The 18,395-nt window shown below is 60.5% G+C and carries 20 protein-coding genes; 10 read left to right on the top strand and 10 right to left on the bottom strand.

The genetic code is table 11. The features are described from left to right. Positions 1 to 92: 92 nt before the first annotated feature. Positions 93 to 1,301, bottom strand: a complete 1,209-nt coding sequence (gene alaC / locus AC1D19_RS29500) for an alanine transaminase (protein ID WP_477765467.1) — start codon at positions 1,299 to 1,301, stop codon at positions 93 to 95. A gap of 139 nt (positions 1,302 to 1,440) precedes the next feature. Between alaC and AC1D19_RS29495 the strand changes: the two genes are divergently transcribed. From AC1D19_RS29495 to AC1D19_RS29485, 3 genes are all read left to right on the top strand, one after another. Then, a complete protein-coding gene (locus tag AC1D19_RS29495; protein ID WP_056725914.1) occupies positions 1,441 to 2,103 on the top strand; it encodes a LysE family translocator in 663 nt (220 codons plus the stop codon). Between the two features lie 67 nt (positions 2,104 to 2,170). Beyond that, positions 2,171 to 2,656: a GyrI-like domain-containing protein gene (locus AC1D19_RS29490; protein ID WP_477765466.1), complete on the top strand. Its 486-nt coding sequence runs from the start codon at positions 2,171 to 2,173 to the stop codon at positions 2,654 to 2,656. Between the two features lie 98 nt (positions 2,657 to 2,754). Continuing rightward, complete coding sequence (locus AC1D19_RS29485) at positions 2,755 to 3,243, top strand: GNAT family N-acetyltransferase (protein WP_477765465.1); 489 nt, start codon at positions 2,755 to 2,757, stop codon at positions 3,241 to 3,243. A gap of 137 nt (positions 3,244 to 3,380) precedes the next feature. On the opposite strand, the gene AC1D19_RS29480 is transcribed toward AC1D19_RS29485, so the two are convergent. Beyond that, positions 3,381 to 3,866 carry a GNAT family N-acetyltransferase gene (locus AC1D19_RS29480; protein ID WP_477765464.1) on the bottom strand — a complete coding sequence of 162 codons (486 nt, stop codon included), beginning with the start codon at positions 3,864 to 3,866 and terminating at the stop codon, positions 3,381 to 3,383. Between the two features lie 141 nt (positions 3,867 to 4,007). Here AC1D19_RS29480 and AC1D19_RS29475 point away from each other — a divergent pair, with 141 nt between their 5' ends. From AC1D19_RS29475 to AC1D19_RS29465, 3 genes are all read left to right on the top strand, one after another. Next, the gene (locus tag AC1D19_RS29475) at positions 4,008 to 4,433 is read left to right on the top strand and encodes a YybH family protein (protein ID WP_477765463.1); all 426 of its coding nucleotides are present in this window, start codon (positions 4,008 to 4,010) and stop codon (positions 4,431 to 4,433) included. A 78-nt stretch (positions 4,434 to 4,511) separates the two neighbouring features. After that, positions 4,512 to 4,856: a YciI family protein gene (locus AC1D19_RS29470; RefSeq protein WP_007985194.1), complete on the top strand. Its 345-nt coding sequence runs from the start codon at positions 4,512 to 4,514 to the stop codon at positions 4,854 to 4,856. A 1-nt stretch (position 4,857) separates the two neighbouring features. Next, positions 4,858 to 6,093: an RNA polymerase sigma factor gene (locus AC1D19_RS29465; RefSeq protein ID WP_477765462.1), complete on the top strand. Its 1,236-nt coding sequence runs from the start codon at positions 4,858 to 4,860 to the stop codon at positions 6,091 to 6,093. Positions 6,094 to 6,217: 124 nt separating this feature from the next. Here AC1D19_RS29465 and AC1D19_RS29460 read toward each other — a convergent pair whose 3' ends face one another. After that, positions 6,218 to 7,072 (bottom strand): LysR family transcriptional regulator, encoded by an 855-nt coding sequence (locus AC1D19_RS29460; protein WP_477765461.1) that lies wholly within the window; start codon positions 7,070 to 7,072, stop codon positions 6,218 to 6,220. A 90-nt stretch (positions 7,073 to 7,162) separates the two neighbouring features. Between AC1D19_RS29460 and AC1D19_RS29455 the strand changes: the two genes are divergently transcribed. Next, entirely contained in the window at positions 7,163 to 7,597 is a 435-nt protein-coding gene (locus AC1D19_RS29455; protein WP_477765460.1) for a multidrug/biocide efflux PACE transporter, read from the top strand. A 147-nt stretch (positions 7,598 to 7,744) separates the two neighbouring features. On the opposite strand, the gene AC1D19_RS29450 is transcribed toward AC1D19_RS29455, so the two are convergent. Continuing rightward, positions 7,745 to 8,503, bottom strand: coding sequence for an SDR family NAD(P)-dependent oxidoreductase (locus tag AC1D19_RS29450; protein WP_477765459.1), 759 nt, complete (start codon positions 8,501 to 8,503; stop codon positions 7,745 to 7,747). 122 nt (positions 8,504 to 8,625) lie between these two features. On the opposite strand from AC1D19_RS29450, the gene AC1D19_RS29445 reads away from it, so the two are divergent. Continuing rightward, on the top strand, positions 8,626 to 9,522 hold the full coding sequence (locus AC1D19_RS29445) for a LysR family transcriptional regulator (protein ID WP_477765458.1): 897 nt from the start codon (positions 8,626 to 8,628) through the stop codon (positions 9,520 to 9,522). Between the two features lie 115 nt (positions 9,523 to 9,637). Here AC1D19_RS29445 and AC1D19_RS29440 read toward each other — a convergent pair whose 3' ends face one another. From AC1D19_RS29440 to AC1D19_RS29425, 4 genes are all read right to left on the bottom strand, one after another. Then, positions 9,638 to 10,360 (bottom strand): TylF/MycF/NovP-related O-methyltransferase, encoded by a 723-nt coding sequence (locus AC1D19_RS29440; protein ID WP_056725897.1) that lies wholly within the window; start codon positions 10,358 to 10,360, stop codon positions 9,638 to 9,640. After that, positions 10,357 to 11,223, bottom strand: coding sequence for a hypothetical protein (locus tag AC1D19_RS29435; RefSeq protein WP_477765457.1), 867 nt, complete (start codon positions 11,221 to 11,223; stop codon positions 10,357 to 10,359). The genes AC1D19_RS29440 and AC1D19_RS29435 overlap by 4 nt, the downstream gene beginning before the upstream one ends. 186 nt (positions 11,224 to 11,409) lie before the next feature. Beyond that, positions 11,410 to 13,023 (bottom strand): inorganic phosphate transporter, encoded by a 1,614-nt coding sequence (locus AC1D19_RS29430; protein WP_477765456.1) that lies wholly within the window; start codon positions 13,021 to 13,023, stop codon positions 11,410 to 11,412. Between the two features lie 182 nt (positions 13,024 to 13,205). Next, entirely contained in the window at positions 13,206 to 14,228 is a 1,023-nt protein-coding gene (locus tag AC1D19_RS29425; protein WP_409078365.1) for a transporter, read from the bottom strand. Between the two features lie 273 nt (positions 14,229 to 14,501). On the opposite strand from AC1D19_RS29425, the gene AC1D19_RS29420 reads away from it, so the two are divergent. Further along, a complete protein-coding gene (locus AC1D19_RS29420) occupies positions 14,502 to 16,127 on the top strand; it encodes a methyl-accepting chemotaxis protein (RefSeq protein WP_477765455.1) in 1,626 nt (541 codons plus the stop codon). Positions 16,128 to 16,187: 60 nt separating this feature from the next. Here the strand turns inward: AC1D19_RS29420 and AC1D19_RS29415 are convergent, their stop codons facing one another. After that, on the bottom strand, positions 16,188 to 16,493 hold the full coding sequence (locus AC1D19_RS29415; RefSeq protein ID WP_477765454.1) for a PepSY domain-containing protein: 306 nt from the start codon (positions 16,491 to 16,493) through the stop codon (positions 16,188 to 16,190). Positions 16,494 to 16,645: 152 nt separating this feature from the next. Continuing rightward, the gene (locus AC1D19_RS29410) at positions 16,646 to 17,770 is read right to left on the bottom strand and encodes a glycerophosphodiester phosphodiesterase (RefSeq protein ID WP_477765453.1); all 1,125 of its coding nucleotides are present in this window, start codon (positions 17,768 to 17,770) and stop codon (positions 16,646 to 16,648) included. A gap of 211 nt (positions 17,771 to 17,981) precedes the next feature. Here AC1D19_RS29410 and AC1D19_RS29405 point away from each other — a divergent pair, with 211 nt between their 5' ends. Continuing rightward, positions 17,982 to 18,308: a DUF2025 family protein gene (locus AC1D19_RS29405; protein ID WP_477765452.1), complete on the top strand. Its 327-nt coding sequence runs from the start codon at positions 17,982 to 17,984 to the stop codon at positions 18,306 to 18,308. Positions 18,309 to 18,395: the final 87 nt, after the last annotated feature.

Here is an 18,395-nt window from a genome sequence, read left to right as displayed (position 1 = left end):
CTGTAGGAGCTGCCGAAGGCTGCGATCTTTTGATTTTGCTTTTAAAAAACAAGATCAAAAGATCGCAGCCTTCGGCAGCTCCTACAGGGTGTTTATTTGCTGATTAACCCATCCGCCCTGAACATCCCGCGAATCCCGCGTACGGCCTGGCGAATCCGGTCCTGGTTTTCGATCAGGGCAAAGCGCACGTGATCATCGCCATACTCGCCAAACCCGACGCCCGGCGAGACACACACCTTGGCCTCGGACAGCAGTTTCTTGGCAAACTCCAGCGAGCCCAGGTGCGCATAAGCCTCGGGAATCTTCGCCCAGACGTACATCGAGGCTTTCGGGTTTTCCACCATCCAGCCCAGTTCATGCAGGCCCTTGACCAGCACATTGCGTCGCTGCCGGTACTGCTCGGCGATGTCGCGCACGCATTGCTGATCGCCTTCCAGCGCGGCAATCGCCGCCACTTGCAGCGGGGTGAAGGTGCCGTAGTCGTGGTAGCTCTTGATCCGCGCCAGGGCGTTGACCAGTTCCGGGTTGCCGACCATGAAGCCAATGCGCCAGCCGGCCATGTTGTAGCTCTTGGACAGGGTGAAAAATTCCACCGCAATGTCCTTGGCCCCTGGCACTTGCATGATCGACGGGGCTTTCCAGCCGTCGTAGACGATGTCAGCGTAGGCCAGGTCGTGCACCACCAGCACGTCGTACTGCTTGGCGAGGGCAATGACCCGTTCGAAGAAGTCCAGTTCCACACACTGCGCGGTGGGGTTGGACGGGAAACCGAGGATCATCATCTTCGGCTTCGGGATCGAGCCGCGAATCGCCCGTTCCAGTTCAGCGAAGAAATCCACCCCCGGCACCAGTGGCACCGAGCGCACCTGGGCGCCGGCAATCACCGCGCCGTAGATGTGAATCGGGTAGCTCGGGTTCGGCACCAGTACGGTGTCGCCCTGATCCAGGGTCGCCAGCATCAAGTGTGCCAGGCCTTCCTTGGAACCAATGGTGACGATGGCTTCGCTTTCCGGGTCGATGTCGACCTCGTAGCGGTCCTTGTACCAGTTGGAAATCGCCCGGCGCAGGCGCGGAATACCCTTGGAGGTGGAGTAACCGTGGGTGTCTTCGCGCTGGGCCACCGTGACGAGTTTTTCGACAATGTGCGGCGGCGTGGCGCCGTCGGGGTTACCCATGCTCAAGTCGATGATGTCTTCGCCACGACGACGGGCGGCCATCTTCAGCTCGGCAGTGATGTTGAAAACGTAAGGGGGGAGTCGATCTATGCGCGCAAAGCGGCGCGGCGAACCTTGTTCGGCCATTGTTGCCTCGGATAACGTAAGCGCCCGGAACCGTCCGAGCGACGCTGGTCACTGCGGTGACCTGTGGCGGAATGTAAGGGCAGCTGTGGCAGACTGTCCAGCCTCAATGTAAAAAAATTTGTCCGAAGGAAAAGGTTCGATGGAATTTACCAGCGGCTTCTTGCTGAGCCTCTCGCTGTGCCTGGATATCGGCGTGGCCAACATCGCGATGATCACCCTGGCCATGCAGCGCGGCTACTTCCAGGGCTTTGCCCTGGGCCTCGGGACCTGCGTCGGCGACCTGATCTACGCGGTGCTGGCGCTGGCCGGCATGACCGTGTTGCTGCAGTACGAAACGGTGCGTTGGGTGTTGTGGATCGGTGGCTCGGCGCTGCTGGTGTACTTCGCGGCGAAGATGATTTATTCGGCGATCCACCATGAGGCGCTGTTGGCCGAGACGGCGGAGGTCGGAAACAACTCCCACCGCAAGGAATTTTTCCGCGGGATCTTTCTCGCCATGTCTTCGCCCAGCGCCATTCTCTGGTTCGCCGCGGTGGGCGGCACCCTGATCGCCCGTTCCGGTGGCGGTGGCCCGCTCAGTTCAGCACTGTTTCTCGGCGGTTTCCTCTGTGCCGGGCTGCTCTGGTCGGCAGGCTTGTGCTTCGCCGCAAGCCACGGCGGCAAGTTGCTGGGCGACAAGTTGCTGCGTTATTCCTACATGGCATCGGCGGCGATCTTCTGCTATTTCGCGGTCTACGTGATTCTATCTGGCTATAACGAGTTCGTTGGCGCCGCTGCCGTCGAGCAATTGCACGCACTGTAATTGGGCGAATCGGGTTTGGCTTCTATACTCCCAGCCGAACCCATTTTTTCGTTTCAGGAGTCGAGCCATGGATGAGCAAACACGCGTCGAAGTGACGGAACCGCGCTTTGAACACGGACACTTCCTGCTGATCGCAGGGCTTGGCGGACGATTTACCCAAGAGACCACTAAAGACATTCCCGATCTCTGGGAAAAACTCGAGCCCCACATTGGGAGCATTCCGGGGCAAAAAGACGAAGTGACTTACGGCGTCTGCTGTAATTTCGACGGCAAGGGCGGCTTCGATTACATCGCGGGGGTCGAGATCAGCAAACTCGACGATTTGCCGGATACGTACCGCTGGGTAGAGATTCAGCCCCAGCAGTACGTCGTGTTCGAACATCAAGGACCGCTGGCCACATTGCCGCAAACCTTCCAATACATCCATGGCACATGGTTGCCACAGTCCGGGCATGAGTTGCTGGCTGCCCCGGAATTCGAGCGCTACAGTGAAGACTTCAACCCCAGGCTCAACACCGGAAAGCTGGAAATCTGGCTGCCAATCAAGGCATGACACCTGCAGCGAGAGGCGGATCAGCCGATTCGTCTCTCGATGTCCCACGGCGGCTGATTTATCATCCCCAGCCTTTCCCACGCTGATTCCGAGCTGCCATGAACACCGTCATCCGCAACGTCACCCCCGCCGATCTGGACCGCTGCTTTGCCATCGAAACCCTTGCCTATGAAGGTGACGAAGCCGCGACCCGCGAGAAGATCGCCACCCGCATCGCCACCTGGCCCGAGGGTTTTATCGTTGCTGAAGTGGACGGGGCAGTCGCCGGTTTCATCAACTCCGGTGCGGCGTTCCAGGTGGAAATGTCGGACGAAGCGTTCAAGGAACTGATCGGCCACGACCCGGCCGGGCCGCACGTGGTGATCATGTCGGTGGTAGTGCATCCGGATTTCCAGGGGCTAGGCCTGGCCAAACGCCTGATGGGCGAGTTCATCGAGCGCATGCGCGCGATGGGCAAGGTCAGCATCAACCTGATGTGCAAGGAACGGCATATTCCGTTGTACGCCGGGTTCGGTTTTGCCTACGTCAAACCGTCGGCGTCCGACCATGGCGGCATGGCGTGGCATGAGATGGTGCTCGAACTCTGACCCGACACAAATCCCCTTGTAGGAGCGAGCTTGCTCGCGAAGAGGTCATCACATTCAACAGTGATGTTGACTGACACACCGCTTTCGCGGGCAAGCCCGCTCCTACAGTAGTTTTGTGGTGTTGGCGGGGGCCGCGTTCAAAACACCAACCCCATCCGCCGCTCATAACCGATCCGGCCCTTGTACGCCTCGCCGCTGTCGACAAAGCCAAACCTGACGTACAGGGCGATGGCGGCCTCGTTGTCGGCATCCACCGACAACTCCAGCCCCCTGATTTCCGGCCAGGCCAGGCGCGCCGCCTCGGGCAGCGCCTGCAGGCAGGCCTTGCCGTAGCCTTTGCCTTGAGCGCGTTGATCGACTTGCAGGGCATGCAGCGTGGCGCTGTGTTCATCGGCCCACGCAGGCAATACGGGCGGGCGTTTGAGCAGCAGGAAGGCCACGGGGATGTCTTCGGTCAGCAGGGCAAATCCTTTGACCCCCGGGCCGGGCCTGGACAACAAGGTGTGCAATGCACCGTGGATGTCACCGGAGAACTTTATTTGCTCCGGATGTACTTCAATTGCCTCGACCTGCTGGCGCTGCAGCGCATTCAGGCTTTCATAAGGCACGAGTCGGGCTGTCACTGGAGTGTCCTTTTTCCAACTGAAAATGAGTCTCGGATTCTAGCGAGTCTGGCGTTATGGATTATTTTTATTTCTTCTGTCGATTCGCCGGATCGCCAGACGACTAAGGGTGTCTTCCAATAAAAACCACGGAGAACCACCATGAATGCGCAAACCCAGATCCAGAACCTGATCGAAACCTATCGTCAGGCCATGATGGCCAAGGACGTAGATAAAATCATGACCCTGTATGCCGACGACATCGTCTCCTTCGACGCGGTCAAGGCCCTGCAATTCAAGGGCAAGGAGGCGTACCGCGCGCATTGGGAGGATTGCATGAAAATGTGCCCAGGGCCGCACATTTTCGACTTCCAGGACATCCGCATCGAGGCGTCCCAGGAGATCGCCTTCGCTCATTGGCTGGCCCATTGCGGCGGCACCAACGACAAGGGCGAAACCCAGGCCTGCTGGATGCGCGGCAGTGCGTGCTATCGCCAGGAGGACGGGTTGTGGCAGATCGTCCATGAACACTGGTCGGCGCCGTTCGACATGATGAGCGGCACCGTCCTGTTCGATCTGAAACCCTGATCGATGTTTTTTCTCGGGGCGCTGCGCCAAATGGTCAATCCACGGCCATAGTTGATCCGTTCGAATCAGGAGACGTTCATGAAATATTTATGCCTGGTCTACAGCGACGAGCGCCTGCTGCATTCGCTACCGGAAAGCCCGAAGGACGAAGAGTGCATGGCCTATGCCGAGTCGATCCAGGGCAGTGGCCGGATGGTCGCCGCCGAGGCCCTGGAATCGGTGCAGACCGCCACCACGGTACGCATGCGCAACGGCAAGATGTCGATCACCGACGGCCCGTTCGCCGAAACCAAGGAGCAGTTGGCCGGCTTCTACCTGATCGACGCCAGGGACCTCAACGAAGCCATCCAGGTCGCCGGGAACATTCCGGCGGCCCGGGTCGGCAGTGTCGAAGTGCGCCCCGTTCGGCAGTTGAATCCTTAAGATGCCGGGGCTGCCGGTTCAGGCGCAGGTCGAGCGGGTCTATCGCGAAGAGTCGAGGCGCATTCTTGCGACCCTGATTCGCTTGCTGGGGGATTTCGACCTCGCCGAAGAGGCCTTGCACGAGGCGTTTTTCGTCGCGGTCGAACGCTGGCAGCGTGACGGCGTGCCGGACAATCCGCGGGCCTGGCTGGTGTCCACCGGGCGTTTCAAGGCCATCGATGCCTTGCGTCGGCGCGCGCGTTTTGCCGCATCGCAGCCCTTGTTGATCGCGCAACTGGAGGCGCTGGAACAGGCAGACTGGAGTGATGAAGACGTGGAAGACGATCGCCTGCGGCTGATCTTCACCTGCTGCCACCCGGCCCTGGCGGCGGACGCGCAAGTGCCGCTGACGCTGCGGGAAGTCTGCGACCTGACCACGGAAGAAATCGCCCGGGCCTTTCTCTCGGCCCCGGCCACCATCGCCCAGCGCATCGTGCGCGCCAAGGCGAAGATCCGTGATGCGAAAATCCCTTATCAAGTACCGATGCTGGCTGAGTTGCCTGAGCGTCTGGACAGCGTATTGCGGGTGATTTATCTGGTGTTCAACGAGGGTTATTCGGCGTCCATCGGAGCCGAACTGATCCGCGAGGATCTGACCCGAGAAGCGATCCGTCTCGGTCGGTTGCTGGTGGAACTGCTGCCGGAGCCGGAGGTAATGGGCTTGCTGGCGCTGATGCTGTTGCACGAGTCGCGCCGCCCGGCCAGGACCTCGGCGAGCGGCGAGCTGATTGTGCTGGACGAGCAGGACCGTTCGCTGTGGGACGCCGGGTTGATCACTGAAGGCTGCACGCTGATCGAACAGGCACTGATCATGGGACGATTCGGACCCTATTGCCTGCAAGCGGCCATCGCGGCGGTGCACGCCGAAGCTCCGACGGCGGGGGAAACCGATTGGCCACAGATTGTCGGTCTGTATGACGTGCTGCTGCGGGCGGTGCCGTCGCCGGTGATCGAGTTGAATCGGGCGGCGGCTATTTCGCAACGAGATGGTCCGCTGGCGGGGCTGACGTTGGTGGACGCCATTCTGGATCGGGGAGATCTGCTCGACTACCACCTGGCGCATTCGGCGCGGGCAGAGTTTTGTCGGCAGCTGGGTCGCAAGCAGGAGGCGCGGGCGGCGTGGGAACGGGCATTGGCGTTGACCCGGCAAGAGCCGGAGCGGCGGTTTATCGAAGAGCGGCTCAAGGCACTGGATTGATGCGGCCGTTCTGGCTTCATCGCGAGCAGGCTCGCTCCTACAGGGGCAGTGGTGCACACAAGTTTTATGACCGACACAATAACCTGTAGGAGCGAGCTTGCTCGCGATAAGGGCCGAAGGACCTTCACTCCAGCATCTTGCTCAGCAACCAGCTCCCCGCCGGCCCCGGCGGATTCAGCCGCGACCACAGCGCATCCACCGACACCGTTTTCGGCCAGCCGCGCACCACCAGTTCCTGCAACGTGCCAGGCCCGAACCGCTCGACCAGCCAGCGGGGCAACGGTGCCCAGCCGAATCCACCCTGGGCCATTTCCAGCAGCATCAGATAACTCGGCGCCGACCAGACGCGGCCCTTCGCCCGACTTTCATAGGGATTGATGATGGTGGCCAGGCGCAACTCGCGGTGCTGCTGCAGCACGTCCCGGTCGATGTAGTCCAACGTGGCCAACGGGTGTGCCGGGGACACGAACAAGGCGATCTCCGTGCGCTCGTCCACCGTCGAGCTGACCAGGTCCGGCGGGTAGCTGTCCTGCATTTCGGCAAAGGCAATCTGCGCCCGGCCACTTTGTACCAAGGACACCAGGTCATCGCATTCGGCGATCAGGCATTCGAGTTCAAGGTCGGGATAACGCTGCTCGAAGGCGCTGAGGGCGGTTTCGAAACGGTCCGACTGATAGGTATCGGACAGCGCCACCGTCAACTTTGGCTCCACCCCTTGGGACAGTTGGCTGGCGGTCATTTCCAGGCGACTGGTGGCGGCCAGGATGTCTTCGGCCCGTTGCAGCATGACGTGCCCGGCCGGAGTCAGTCCGGGCTTGCGGCTGCTGCGGTCGAACAGCGTCAGATTCAGGTCGATTTCCAGGCTGGCCACTGCGGCGCTGATGGTCGACTGACTGCGGCCCAGCTTGCGTGCCGCGGCAGAAAATGAGCCCTGGGTCGCCGCTTCGACAAATGCCAGCAACACTTCGTGAGAAGCCATGAACTATCGCCTTGATCGATGGTTATTGGTTATGAAGTATCGGTGTGATGACAGATCATGGCAACCACAGTCACTCAAGGGAGTTCGGCCATGAGCGCCAACAAGTCCATTACTGAACGTATTTTCCAGGCCATCGGCTTCGAACTGCTGGCCATCCTGATCTGTACCCCGTTGCTGGCCTGGATCATGAACAAACCGATGCTGGAAATGGGCATGGTCACCGTCCTCATCGCCGGCCTGGCCCTGGCCTGGAACGTGGTCTTCAACGGTATGTTCGACCGGGTGCTCAAGCGCCTCGCCATTGCACACAACGCCTGGGTCCGCGTGGTGCATGCGCTGTTGTTCGAAGGCGGTCTGGTCGCCCTCGGCGTGCCGCTGATTGCCTGGTGGCTGAATGTCAGCCTGTGGCAGGCATTCCTGCTGGATATCGGCGTGCTGCTGTTCTTCCTGCCGTACACCTACGTCTACCACTGGGTGTATGACGTGGTTCGGGAGCGGATGGTGATGACTCGTCAGGCTTGCTGAGGTGTGTTTTTGTGGCGAGGGGGCTCGCCCCCGTTGGAGCGCGAAGCGGTCCCAAGCTTTACGACTGCTTCGCAGCCGAACGGGACGGTGCGGCGATCCGACAAGCCCCCTCGCCACAGGGTATTCCAATCGCCGTTGTTAGGCGTTTTACAAAAACATCCCCCCCGACGCCTCGATACGCTGACCGTTGATCCACTGACTGCCCGGCGCCAGCAGTAATGCAATCGCGGCGCCGATGTCATCCGGCAAACCGGCGCGACCCAGGGCGGTGTTGTTTGCCACCAGGGTGTTCAACCCGGGGTTGTCGCGCACGGCGCCATCGCCGAAATCGGTTTCAATCGCACCGGGTGCGAGGATATTCACCGCGATGTTACGCGCACCGAGTTCCTTGGCCTGGTAGCGGGTCAGCACTTCCATCGCGCCTTTCATCGCCGCGTAGGCGCTGTGCCCCGGCAGGCTGAAACGGGCCAGGCCACTGGAAATGTTGATGATGCGGCCGCCGTCATTGAGCAAAGGCAACAGTGTCTGCGTGAGGAAAAACGGCCCCTTGAAGTGGATGTTCGCTAACAGGTCGAACTGTTCGACGGTGGTGTCGACGAAGTTGGCGTGCAGGCCGATTCCGGCGTTGTTGATCAGAAAATCGAAGCGCTCGCGCTCGAAGTGGCTCTGCAAGACTTTAGCGACTTCGCTGCCGAAGGCGCTAAAGCTCCCACTCTGGGCAACGTCCAGTTGCAGCATGACGGCGCGACCGCCCAGGCTTTCAATCTCGACCACCAGTGCCTGCGCCTCATCGGCGCGGCTGTTGTAGGTGCCAATGATATCGATGCCTTGGGCGACCAGATGCAGGGCTGCGTTTTTACCGAGGCCGCGGCTGGCGCCGGTGATCAGTGCGATTTTACGGTTCATGGGACTTCCTCAAGTGCAGTGGGCGGTTGTTGTGAGGAAGTTTATTTATCCGCTTGGTGGTGATAAACAGAGTGAAACCGGAATCACTGGTCGGATAATCCGAACAATAGAAGAACAGGCTGATGAACAAACTGGAACTGTTGCGCACCTTTGTCCGAGTCAGCGAGATGTCGAGTTTCACCCTGGCCGGAGAAAGCCTGGGCCTGCCTCGCTCAACGGTGTCCGAACATGTGCAGGCACTGGAGGCCTTGCTCGGCACCCGGCTGTTGCAGCGCACCACGCGCAAAGTGCAGGCGACCCAGGATGGCCTGGTGTTGTACGAGCGCAGCAAGGACCTGCTGTCGCATATGGACGAAATCGAGGGTTTGTTTCGCCAGGACGAAGCGTCGCTGGTTGGGCGGATTCGCATCGACCTGCCGAACATTCTCGCCCGTCGCGTGGTGATGCCGCGCTTGCCGGCGTTCATGGCGCAGCACCCGCTGCTTGAACTGGAAATCAGCAGCACCGACCGTCGGGTCGATCTGCTCGCCGAAGGGTTCGATTGCGTGCTGCGCATCGGCGCCCAACCGGACCAATCGGTGGTGGCGCGACACCTGTGCGACTTCACCATGGTCAACTGCGCCAGCCCTGCGTATTTGCAGCGTTATGGCGTGCCCGAGCGGCTGGAGGATCTGGCGCAGCATCGGCTGGTGCACTACGTCGGTGTACTGGGCGGGCGTTCGGAAGGGTTCGTGTACGTCGACAAGGGGCAGGTGCAGCGACTGCCGATGGCCGGGAGTGTCACGGTCAACAGCACCGATGCCTACGAGGCCGCATGCCTGGGTGGTTTCGGCCTGATTCAGGCGCCGAGGATGGGTATGCAGCAATACCTGCAAAGCGGCGAATTGATCGAGGTGTTGCCGTCGTTCAACGCGCCGTCCATGGAGGCGTCGCTGCTGTATGCCCGGCAGCGGCATTTGCCGTTGCGGGTGAGGGTGTTCATGGATTGGTTGGGGGAGGTGATCCGGTCAGTGGCCTGAACCCGGACCCTGTAGGAGCGAGCTTGCTCGCGATGACGGCGTGTCAGACAACATCGATGCTGAATGTCAGACCGCTTTCGCGAGCAAGCTCGCTCCTACAGGTATTGGCGTGCCATTAGACGTGGAAGTAACCCACGCACGAATCGAACGGCAAACGCTTGAGTTCGATCTTGTTCAGGTCGAGCACTTCACGCAGGGCTTTGGTTTCGCCCGGGAAGTTGCGGTAGGCGACTTCGTCGAGCACCACGATCGCGCCTTTGGGCATGTACGGCAGGAAGGTTTCCAGCGCGACTTTGGTCGATTCGTACAGGTCGGTGTCGAGGATCAGCATGGCCACGACCAGGTCCGGACGGGTCTTGACCCACTCCGGCACGGTCTTGACGATGTCACCCTTGACCAGTTCGCAACGCGGAATCCGGTTGACCGGGCGCAACAGGTCGTTGGCGTCGATCATGTCCTGGATCAGCGACTGGTCGGTGTCGGCGAACATGGTCTCGTTGACGTCGGCCGGGTCTTCTTTCTTGTCGATGCTCTGGAAGCCTTCGAAGGTGTCGAAACCCACGATCGAGCGGTTGATCGCATACGGCTCGAGAATCATCGACAAGTGCATGTACAGCATCAACGAGTTGCCCTTGTACACGCCGCACTCAATGATCGCGCCCGGCACTTCTGCGACTTTCTTGAACAGTTCCATGCGCGACAACGCGGCGGTCACGCCGATACGGTTGGCGAAGACGAACGGCGCGTCGGCCACATATTCGGCATCGACCCGTTTCAGGACATTGGTACGGGTTTCGTTGTACTGGGCCTCGGCGGGCGTGATGCGACGCTTGGTCATTGCTGGATTCCTCGGAAATTCGAAAAGTCGTGGACGTGGAAGTAGTCTTTGAAACCGGCGCCGACATCCGGGCAGGCGCTGTCGACGTTGATCGCGCCGCGCTGCTGCTTGAGGTCGTCGAGGTGCATCAGGCGAAAGTCCACGCTGAAGCGGGTTTGTTGCGTGTAATTGGGCACGGTGCCGTGCAGGTGCGAACCCGAGAACACCAGCATCTCGGCGGTGTTGCCGGCGATGCGCAGTTCAGAGGTGGTGTTGATCGCTTCGGTGGGCACCGGGTGCTGGCGCGCCTCTTCCTTGACGTTGTCCTTGGCGCGCTGACGTTGCACGTCGATCCAGTCGGACAGGCTCCACTGCGCCGAGGTGTTTTTCACCGCGACGTCGAAGTAGGCCGGGTTGATCATCATGGTCTGCTCAGGCTGGATCGTGTAGACCGGCATCCAGGTATTGATCTGGCAGTCGACACCGCCGTACCAGGTATCGCGATGGGGCTTGTAGGCGTAGCTGACGCCGGCGTGCAGGTAGTCGTAGTTGGGCACGACACGGATGCGCGGTACGTCGAAAATGAACTCTTCGGGAGCGGCACCGATTTCGTCGGTGAAGCTGCGGATCAGTTCCTTGGCACGCAGGCTGTTGGTGAACTGGCCCTTGAGGCGAGTCACCAGCACCACGAACTCTTCCACCGGCATCAGCGTGTGCAGCGCCTGGTGGTTGGTCTCGCCATCGAAGGCGGCCGTGATGCTTTCCTGGGCAAAGGCACAGAGTTCCTTTGCCGCTTTCAGTTCGGTGTTGAGGAAGATGTCGCCAGCGTAGATCGCACTTCTGAAATCAGCGTGCTTGTGCAACTGATTGATGAATAAGTTCACGGTTCTCACCCAGGAATACTTTGGCTCTCATAAGAGTCGGCAACAGGCTGACAAACTGAAGCGCCATCCTCGAATGAAACGATCAATACCTTGAGTTGGCGATGAAATGCGCGGCTTTGCGCCGGGCTGAAAGCAAACATCCCGCAGCGATTGCTCGCTGCGGGATGTGAGTACAGGCGGGAGTGATCAGAACAGTTGGGTGAACAACCAGTACAGGCTACCCGACAGCAGGATCGCCGCCGGCAAGGTCAACACCCAGGCCATCAGCAGGTTGCGGATGGTCCTCATCTGCAAGCCGCCGCCGTTGGCGACCATGGTCCCGGCCACGCCCGAGGACAGCACGTGAGTGGTCGACACCGGCAGGCCGAACATGTCGGCGGCGCCGATGGTCAGCATCGCCACGGTTTCTGCCGAGGCGCCCTGGGCGTAGGTCAGGTGGGTCTTGCCGATTTTCTCGCCGACGGTCACCACGATGCGCTTCCAGCCGACCATGGTGCCCAGACCCAGGGCGATGGCCACGGCGATTTTCACCCACAGCGGAATGAACCGTGTGGAGTTGTCGATCTGTTGCTTGAACAGTTGCAGCTTGCCGTTGGTGTCGGCGTCGAAATTGCCGACCTTGTTCTTGTCCATCAGGCGAATGGTTTCGCTGCTCAAATACATGTCGTTACGCACGTTGCCCACGGCCTCGGCCGGGACTTTCGACAGCGAGCCATAACCCTTGACCTGGGCACCAATGCTGCCGGTCAGCGCCGCCAGTGCCGGCACCAGTTGCGGGGTCGCTTCCTTGCTGCGCATGTATTCGGACAGCACCGCGCGTGGGTCGGCGGGGGGCAATTGCGGTGCCGCCTTGACCAGCGCTTGCTGGGTCACTTCGGCGACCGCGGCGAACTGCAAGGCTTGATCGGCCGGCATGGTGCGGTTCAAGGCATAAGCCATTGGCAGCGTGCCCACCAGAATCAGCATGATCAGGCCCATGCCTTTCTGGCCGTCGTTGGAACCGTGGGCAAACGACACACCGGTGCAGGTCACGATCAGCAGGCCGCGAATCCACCATGGTGGTGGCGTCTCGCCCTTTGGCTCCTTGTACAGCGCACGATTCTTGACGAACGCGCGCAGGGCCAGCAACAGCAGTGCGGCGCAGCCGAAGCCGACCAGGGGCGAGAGCAGCAGCGCGTAACCGATCTTGGTGGCTTGCGCCCAGTCCACACCGCTGGTGCCGTCGCGGCCGTGCATCAGGGCGTTGGCCACGCCGACCCCGATGATCGAACCGATCAGGGTGTGCGATGACGACGCCGGCAGGCCCAGCCACCAGGTGCCGAGGTTCCACAGGATCGCGGCGATCAGCAGGGCGAAGATCATGGCGAAACCGGCGGACGAACCGACTTGCAGGATCAGCTCCACCGGCAGCAGGGCAATGATGCCGAACGCCACCGCGCCGCTGGACAACAGCACCCCGAGGAAGTTGAAGAAACCGGACCAGACCACCGCAACGTTTGGCGGCAACGAGTGGGTGTAAATCACCGTGGCCACTGCGTTGGCGGTGTCGTGGAAGCCGTTGACGAACTCAAAGCCCAGGGCAATCAGCAGCGCCACGCCGAGCAGCAGAAACGGCGTCCAGGTGGTGACCACCGTGCCAAGTTCGCTCATGTCGTGCATCAGGCTGTAGGCGGTAAACAATAAGCCGATGGCCAGCACGGCAAAAAACACCACGATGGTGAGCAGGCCGGGTTTTTTGTCGAATAGTGGTTTGGTGCTACTGGCGGGTGCCGGGGCGGCGGTGTAGGAGGGCGTAGCCATCACGGACATTCCTGAGGGGGGAGGTGTACCAGTGATAATCGTTGCCAATTGTTACAGGGAGGCTGTTCTGGGTCAGTGTTTGGGTTTTTTGCAGGGCCGCTGATCTGAGTTTCCACACATTGCCTGATGCCATGCAAGCCCCCTCGCCACAGTTGTTCAGTGTGTCGGGTGATGAAGGGAACTCAATAATCCTGCTGCTTGCGAAACGCCCAGCGCCCGGCAATCACGGTAAAGGTCGCGACCAGCGCCACGAGGATCCAGAAACCTTCCGGATCACCGGCCAGCGGAATGCCGCCGACGTTCATGCCGAAGAAGCCGGCGATGATGTTGATCGGCAGCGCCAGCACCGTTACCACCGTCAGGGTGAACAGCGTGCGGTTGGTCTGTTCGTTGATGTTGGCGGCGATCTCTTCCTGCAACAGCTTGATCCGCTCACCCAGCGCCGTGAGGTCGTTGATGATCAGCGCAAACTCCTCGGTGGATTTTCGCAGCTCCTTCACGTCTTCCTTTTGCAGCCATTGCGGCGGCCGGTTGAGCAGGCGCAGCAAGGAGCCTGGCTCCAGCGCCAGCAGCCGTTGCAAGCGCACCAGCACCCGGCGATTGGCGCCCAGCTCAGCGCGGTTGGTCGACAGGCGCGAGGAGAGCAATTCGTCTTCGATCTGATCCACGCTCTGGCTGGTCTTGCGCACGATCTGGGTCAGCACTTCACCTTGGTCGCGCAGCAAATGCACCAGCAACTCCAGCGGGGAGCGAAAGCATTCCCGGGCCTTCACCGATGAGCGCAGTTTGTCCACCGAGTGCAGCGGTTGCAGGCGGGCGCTGATGATCAATTGGCTGCGGGCGCACACCCACAGGGTCGAGACATCCGACGAGACCATGTTGCTGAGGTTGAACACCACATCGTTGACCACCGCCAGCAACGCGGAGTCGACATGTTCGATGCGCGTCGAGCGCGAGCCTTCGTGCAGCGCTTCGAAAAATTCTTCGGGCAATTCCAGATGACTTTTCATCCAGCGTTCGCACGCGGCATGGGCGAGGTTCAGATGCAGCCAGAGAAATTGCTCGTCGCTCTGCGGTTGTTGCAGGTACTGCAAGGCCTCCGCCGAATTGATTTCCCGGCCGGCCTCACCGGGGCGAAAACTGAAACCGTAAAGCAGGCCGAACAGATCCGTGTCGCGATGGCTTTGATCGATGCTGTGGTTCATGAGGACTCGCAAGGGGAGGCGCCTGTCACGTGTTTTACAGGTTCACTTGAGCGGCATCATCGCAAGCGGGGATGACGGTTTTGTGACGGGAAAATAACGCAAACGATTGCACTACCGGCGGTCGGAATTTTCTCAAGAACCGCTCTGGCTTGCCGATCACGCTTGGGTTGGATTGCGCGCCCCCGGCCATCGGCCGTGATCGCAGACAGGGAAGTCCGGACACTTTTCACGCCTTACCGGGGCGTGCCTCATTCCCGTCATGAGTACCATCCGATGCTTTTGCAAAAGTCCCTGAGAGCACAAATTCTCGCCCTGCTGAGCGGCAGCCTGCTGGCGACTCTGTTGATCGCGCTGGCGTGCTTTCACTTCCTGTCCAGCGGCGTGCAGAGCTACGCCAATCTGATCGAAGGCCCGCTGCATACCTCGCAATTGATCGATGAAGCCAACCTGCAATTCAAGGTGCAGGTGCAGGAGTGGAAAAACGTCCTGTTGCGCGGCAAGCAACCGGCGGACCTGAGCAAGTACTGGGGGCAATTCGAAGACCGTCAGCGCGATGTGCAAAACATCCTCGGCGAGCTGGCCGGGCAGAAGGGCATCGAGCCGCAACTCAAGAGCCGCATCGAGCGCTTGCGTGACGAACATCGCCAGTTGGGCGCGGCCTATCAGAAGGGCCGGGACGCGTTCGTGGCCGCCGGTGGTGACCCGACGGCAGGCGACGCGGCGGTCAAGGGCGTGGACCGCGCGGCCAGCGATCAGATGAGTGAACTGGTCAGCGAGTTGCGCAAGCAGGGCGCCGAACAATCGACGCTGATCAGCGCCGCTGCCGATCGCACGGTGATGCTGGGGATCATGGTGATGCTGGTTTCGGGTTTGCTGATCGGCCTGCTGAGCCTGTGGCTGGTCAACCGCAACCTGGTCGAGCCGATCCGCAAACTGATCGAATACGTGGCGCAGCTCAGCCAAGGGCGTATTGCCGAGCGCGTGGCCAGCAACCGTCAGGACGAGTTGGGCAAACTGGCGATGGCCGCCAACACCCTGCGCGATTTCCTCGCCGAAACCTTCAGCCGTTTGCAGCGCAGCGCGTCTGACCTGGACAGCGCCAGCGGTGAGTTGAACTCGATCGCCACCGTGATGGCCGACGGTACCAACGAGCAGTTCAACCGCACCGATCAGGTGGCCACGGCGATGAACGAAATGTCCGCTACCGCACAGGAAGTGGCCCGTCATGCCGCCGAAGCGGCACGGGCCGCCGATGATGCCGACCAGTCCGCCCAGCAGGGCGAAAAAGTCATGCAGGGCACCATCCATACCATCACCCAGATGCGCGGTGAAATCGCCAACACCGCCACGGTCATCCGCCAGCTGGAAACCGACAGCGGGCGTATCGGCAAAGTGCTGGAAGTGATTCGCGGCATCGCCGAACAGACCAACCTGCTGGCGCTCAACGCGGCCATCGAAGCGGCGCGCGCCGGCGAGGCCGGACGCGGATTCGCAGTGGTGGCCGATGAAGTGCGAAGCCTGGCCCAGCGCACGGCGGCGTCGATCATCGAGATCAACCAGATCATCCAGACCGTGCAGACCGGTGCAATCGAAGCGGCCCAGGCGATTGAAAGCGGTCAGTCGCGCAGCGAGCAGAGCGTGCAGCAAGTGACCGAGGCCGGCGCCATGCTCGAACGCATCACCCTGGCCGTGGAAGCCATCCGTGACATGAACCGCCAGATCGCCACTGCCGCCGAAGAGCAGACCTCGGTGGCCGAAGACATCTCGCGCAACCTCACCGAGATCACCAGCATTGCCAGTACCAACCTGGACAACGTGCAGCGCACTGAAGCGGCCAGCAGCAACCTGCATGGTTTGTCGGGGCAGTTGAACGAGGTGACGGCGCGTTTGAGCGCTTGAGTCCAGAATGCACAAAAGCCGCACGACTTCTCAATCGTGCGGCTTTTGTGCGCTTCGGGATCAGGTGTCCTGTTTGTTCTTCAGGACCTTGCCGTTGGAGGCATCGATGTCCACATCCCACTCGACGTTTTTGGCATCACGCAGTTCGACTTCGTACTCGTAACCGTTGAAGTAGTTGTCCAGTTCGGTTTTGGTGATCGTTGCACCCGGGTGCAGATCCAGCGCGATCTTGTTCAGATCTTCCAGCGACTTGATCTTGCCGTCCTTGACCAGTTGCGGGATCTCATCGACTCGCACATCGGCCTGGGCCAGGCCCGCGGCGAAGGTCAGGGTTGCAGCGGTCAACAAAGCAGTCAGGGTCTTCATGGGCTTCTTTCCTTGGGTGATCCGTTCAAGTGAGATCAGGTTACCTTGTGTAAATTAATCCACCCTTAAAACCCCCGACATGTCCTGCATCAATCCCTGTAGGAGCGAGCCTGCTCGCGATGCAGGCACCTCGGTGTCATGCCAGGCACGGCTCAATAGCCGTTGTTCTTCAACACTTGATCGACACTCGCCGCCGGGCGTTTATAGAACTTCAGCAATTCACTGGCGCGATTGGTGAAGATGCCGTCGACACCGGCGTCCATGACTTTCTGGTAGTCCACCGCATCGTCGATGGTGTACACGTGCACCAGCAGGCCCTGGTCGTGGGTGTACCGGTTCATCCACGGTTGCACCAGATCGGAGTAACTCTGGTCGCCCCCCTGGGTCAGTGCGGCGGACGGCCCGGTGCCAATTGCACCCTGGGCCTTGGCGTAATCAACCCAACGCTGGAATTCGGCTTTGTCCTTCGGTTGCTGAGCTGCGTAGTACGCGGCCTTGTCCTTGGCGCCGGACTCGGCAAATGTCACCTTGGACTTGGGCTCGATACTGCCTTCACCGACCCACAACAGCAGGATCTTCGGCACCTTCGGCATTTCCTTTTGCAGCAGTTCGAGGCTGCTCTTCTCGAAGGTCTGCAGGACTACCTTACCGTTGCCCTGGCCGACCCCCAGTTCGCTTTTCGCCAGTTTCGAACCGGTCGGGCTCAGCCAGCCACGGTCCTGAAGTTTTGCCTTGAGGTCGTGTTCGATGCCGGGAAACTGCTTCGGCTCCTTGGTCTCGATGTACAGGCCGGGCTTGTGCAGGGCATTGCCCTCGGCGATGTCGATGATTTCATCAAGGGTCAGAATCTTCAGGCCGGCAAAGCCAGGACGCGCGCGATCCGGGTACGCGGTATTGAACCAGCTACCCGCATCCAGGGTTTTCAGTTCGGCCATGGTGAACGCGTTGGCCGGGCTGTCCTTGCGCTCGGGGAATTTGCTGGCGACGTCGGTGGTGCGTTGCAGATTGTTGTCGTGCAGGGCAAACAGCACGCCATCCTTGCTGCGCTGCAGGTCCATTTCCAGATAGTCGGTGCCCAGGTCGCGGGCAGTCTTGTAGGCGGCGGCGGTGGATTCCGGCGCATCGAACGACGCGCCACGGTGGGCGATCACCGCGGGATGCGGAATACCCAGGCGAGTCGCCAGCGCCGCGGGACCGGGTTCGCTGGCGGCCTGTACCTGGCCGAGGCCGAGCAGCAGGCTCAGTAACACGGTGCTTTTAGTAAAGGTTGCAGACATGGTCGAGATCCTTTCGCAATGAGTGAGCGGTCCCTTTTAACAACTGATCTTTGCAGGCGCTATCGCGAGACCGACACAAACCTGTCTAAAGCTGATTTTCGTCAGCGCTTTTGTGCGCCCGATTGCAGTACGCTGGGGCCCTGCAATTTCCCCGGCAGAGGGAAACGCAGGCCCTGCGTGCAAACCAACGATCACCATTGCGGGGTTTACCATGCGCATCACTTCCCAGATCATCTGCCAGGCTGCCGACCAACTCAAAGGCTTCGTCGGCCTCAACCGCAAGACCGGGCACTACATCGTGCGCTTCAGCGAAGACTCGTTCGGCATGGACGTGGCGGACGACGGCATCATCCCGACCAGCGAATTCGTCTGGGCCACTGGTCCCGGGCAGACCATGACGCTCAAGCGTGAGTTGATTCAGTTGTTGCTGGACCAGAACATCGATGACCGGATCAACATCACCGAGCCGTTGCGGGTGTACATGAACCGGCGGGAAGTGCCGGAGATTTCGGCGGTTCGCAGTTTGGTTCAGGGCTGAGTTTTTGCGGTGACTGTTCTGGCCTCTTCGCGGGCAAGCCCGCTCCCACAGAGATCTTGGGTGTACACAAGAAATGTACCCGACACA

This window comes from Pseudomonas sp. P1_C12 (assembly GCF_056406435.1).
This window is presented reverse-complemented; position numbering and strand designations above follow the sequence as displayed.

What these genes read in the sequence shown, in the direction of transcription:
- AC1D19_RS29405 (WP_477765452.1), top strand. Translation starts at nt 17,982, where the DNA reads ATGCGCATCACTTCCCAGATCATCTGCCAGGCTGCCGACCAACTCAAA.
- AC1D19_RS29430 (WP_477765456.1), bottom strand. Translation starts at nt 13,023, where the DNA reads ATGGCTACGCCCTCCTACACCGCCGCCCCGGCACCCGCCAGTAGCACC.
- AC1D19_RS29420 (WP_477765455.1), top strand. Translation starts at nt 14,502, where the DNA reads ATGCTTTTGCAAAAGTCCCTGAGAGCACAAATTCTCGCCCTGCTGAGC.
- alaC (WP_477765467.1), bottom strand. Translation starts at nt 1,301, where the DNA reads ATGGCCGAACAAGGTTCGCCGCGCCGCTTTGCGCGCATAGATCGACTC.
- AC1D19_RS29460 (WP_477765461.1), bottom strand. Translation starts at nt 7,072, where the DNA reads ATGGCTTCTCACGAAGTGTTGCTGGCATTTGTCGAAGCGGCGACCCAG.
- AC1D19_RS29425 (WP_409078365.1), bottom strand. Translation starts at nt 14,228, where the DNA reads ATGAACCACAGCATCGATCAAAGCCATCGCGACACGGATCTGTTCGGC.
- AC1D19_RS29495 (WP_056725914.1), top strand. Translation starts at nt 1,441, where the DNA reads ATGGAATTTACCAGCGGCTTCTTGCTGAGCCTCTCGCTGTGCCTGGAT.
- AC1D19_RS29485 (WP_477765465.1), top strand. Translation starts at nt 2,755, where the DNA reads ATGAACACCGTCATCCGCAACGTCACCCCCGCCGATCTGGACCGCTGC.
- AC1D19_RS29475 (WP_477765463.1), top strand. Translation starts at nt 4,008, where the DNA reads ATGAATGCGCAAACCCAGATCCAGAACCTGATCGAAACCTATCGTCAG.
- AC1D19_RS29415 (WP_477765454.1), bottom strand. Translation starts at nt 16,493, where the DNA reads ATGAAGACCCTGACTGCTTTGTTGACCGCTGCAACCCTGACCTTCGCC.
- AC1D19_RS29490 (WP_477765466.1), top strand. Translation starts at nt 2,171, where the DNA reads ATGGATGAGCAAACACGCGTCGAAGTGACGGAACCGCGCTTTGAACAC.
- AC1D19_RS29450 (WP_477765459.1), bottom strand. Translation starts at nt 8,503, where the DNA reads ATGAACCGTAAAATCGCACTGATCACCGGCGCCAGCCGCGGCCTCGGT.
- AC1D19_RS29410 (WP_477765453.1), bottom strand. Translation starts at nt 17,770, where the DNA reads ATGTCTGCAACCTTTACTAAAAGCACCGTGTTACTGAGCCTGCTGCTC.
- AC1D19_RS29440 (WP_056725897.1), bottom strand. Translation starts at nt 10,360, where the DNA reads ATGACCAAGCGTCGCATCACGCCCGCCGAGGCCCAGTACAACGAAACC.
- AC1D19_RS29465 (WP_477765462.1), top strand. Translation starts at nt 4,858, where the DNA reads ATGCCGGGGCTGCCGGTTCAGGCGCAGGTCGAGCGGGTCTATCGCGAA.
- AC1D19_RS29445 (WP_477765458.1), top strand. Translation starts at nt 8,626, where the DNA reads ATGAACAAACTGGAACTGTTGCGCACCTTTGTCCGAGTCAGCGAGATG.
- AC1D19_RS29470 (WP_007985194.1), top strand. Translation starts at nt 4,512, where the DNA reads ATGAAATATTTATGCCTGGTCTACAGCGACGAGCGCCTGCTGCATTCG.
- AC1D19_RS29455 (WP_477765460.1), top strand. Translation starts at nt 7,163, where the DNA reads ATGAGCGCCAACAAGTCCATTACTGAACGTATTTTCCAGGCCATCGGC.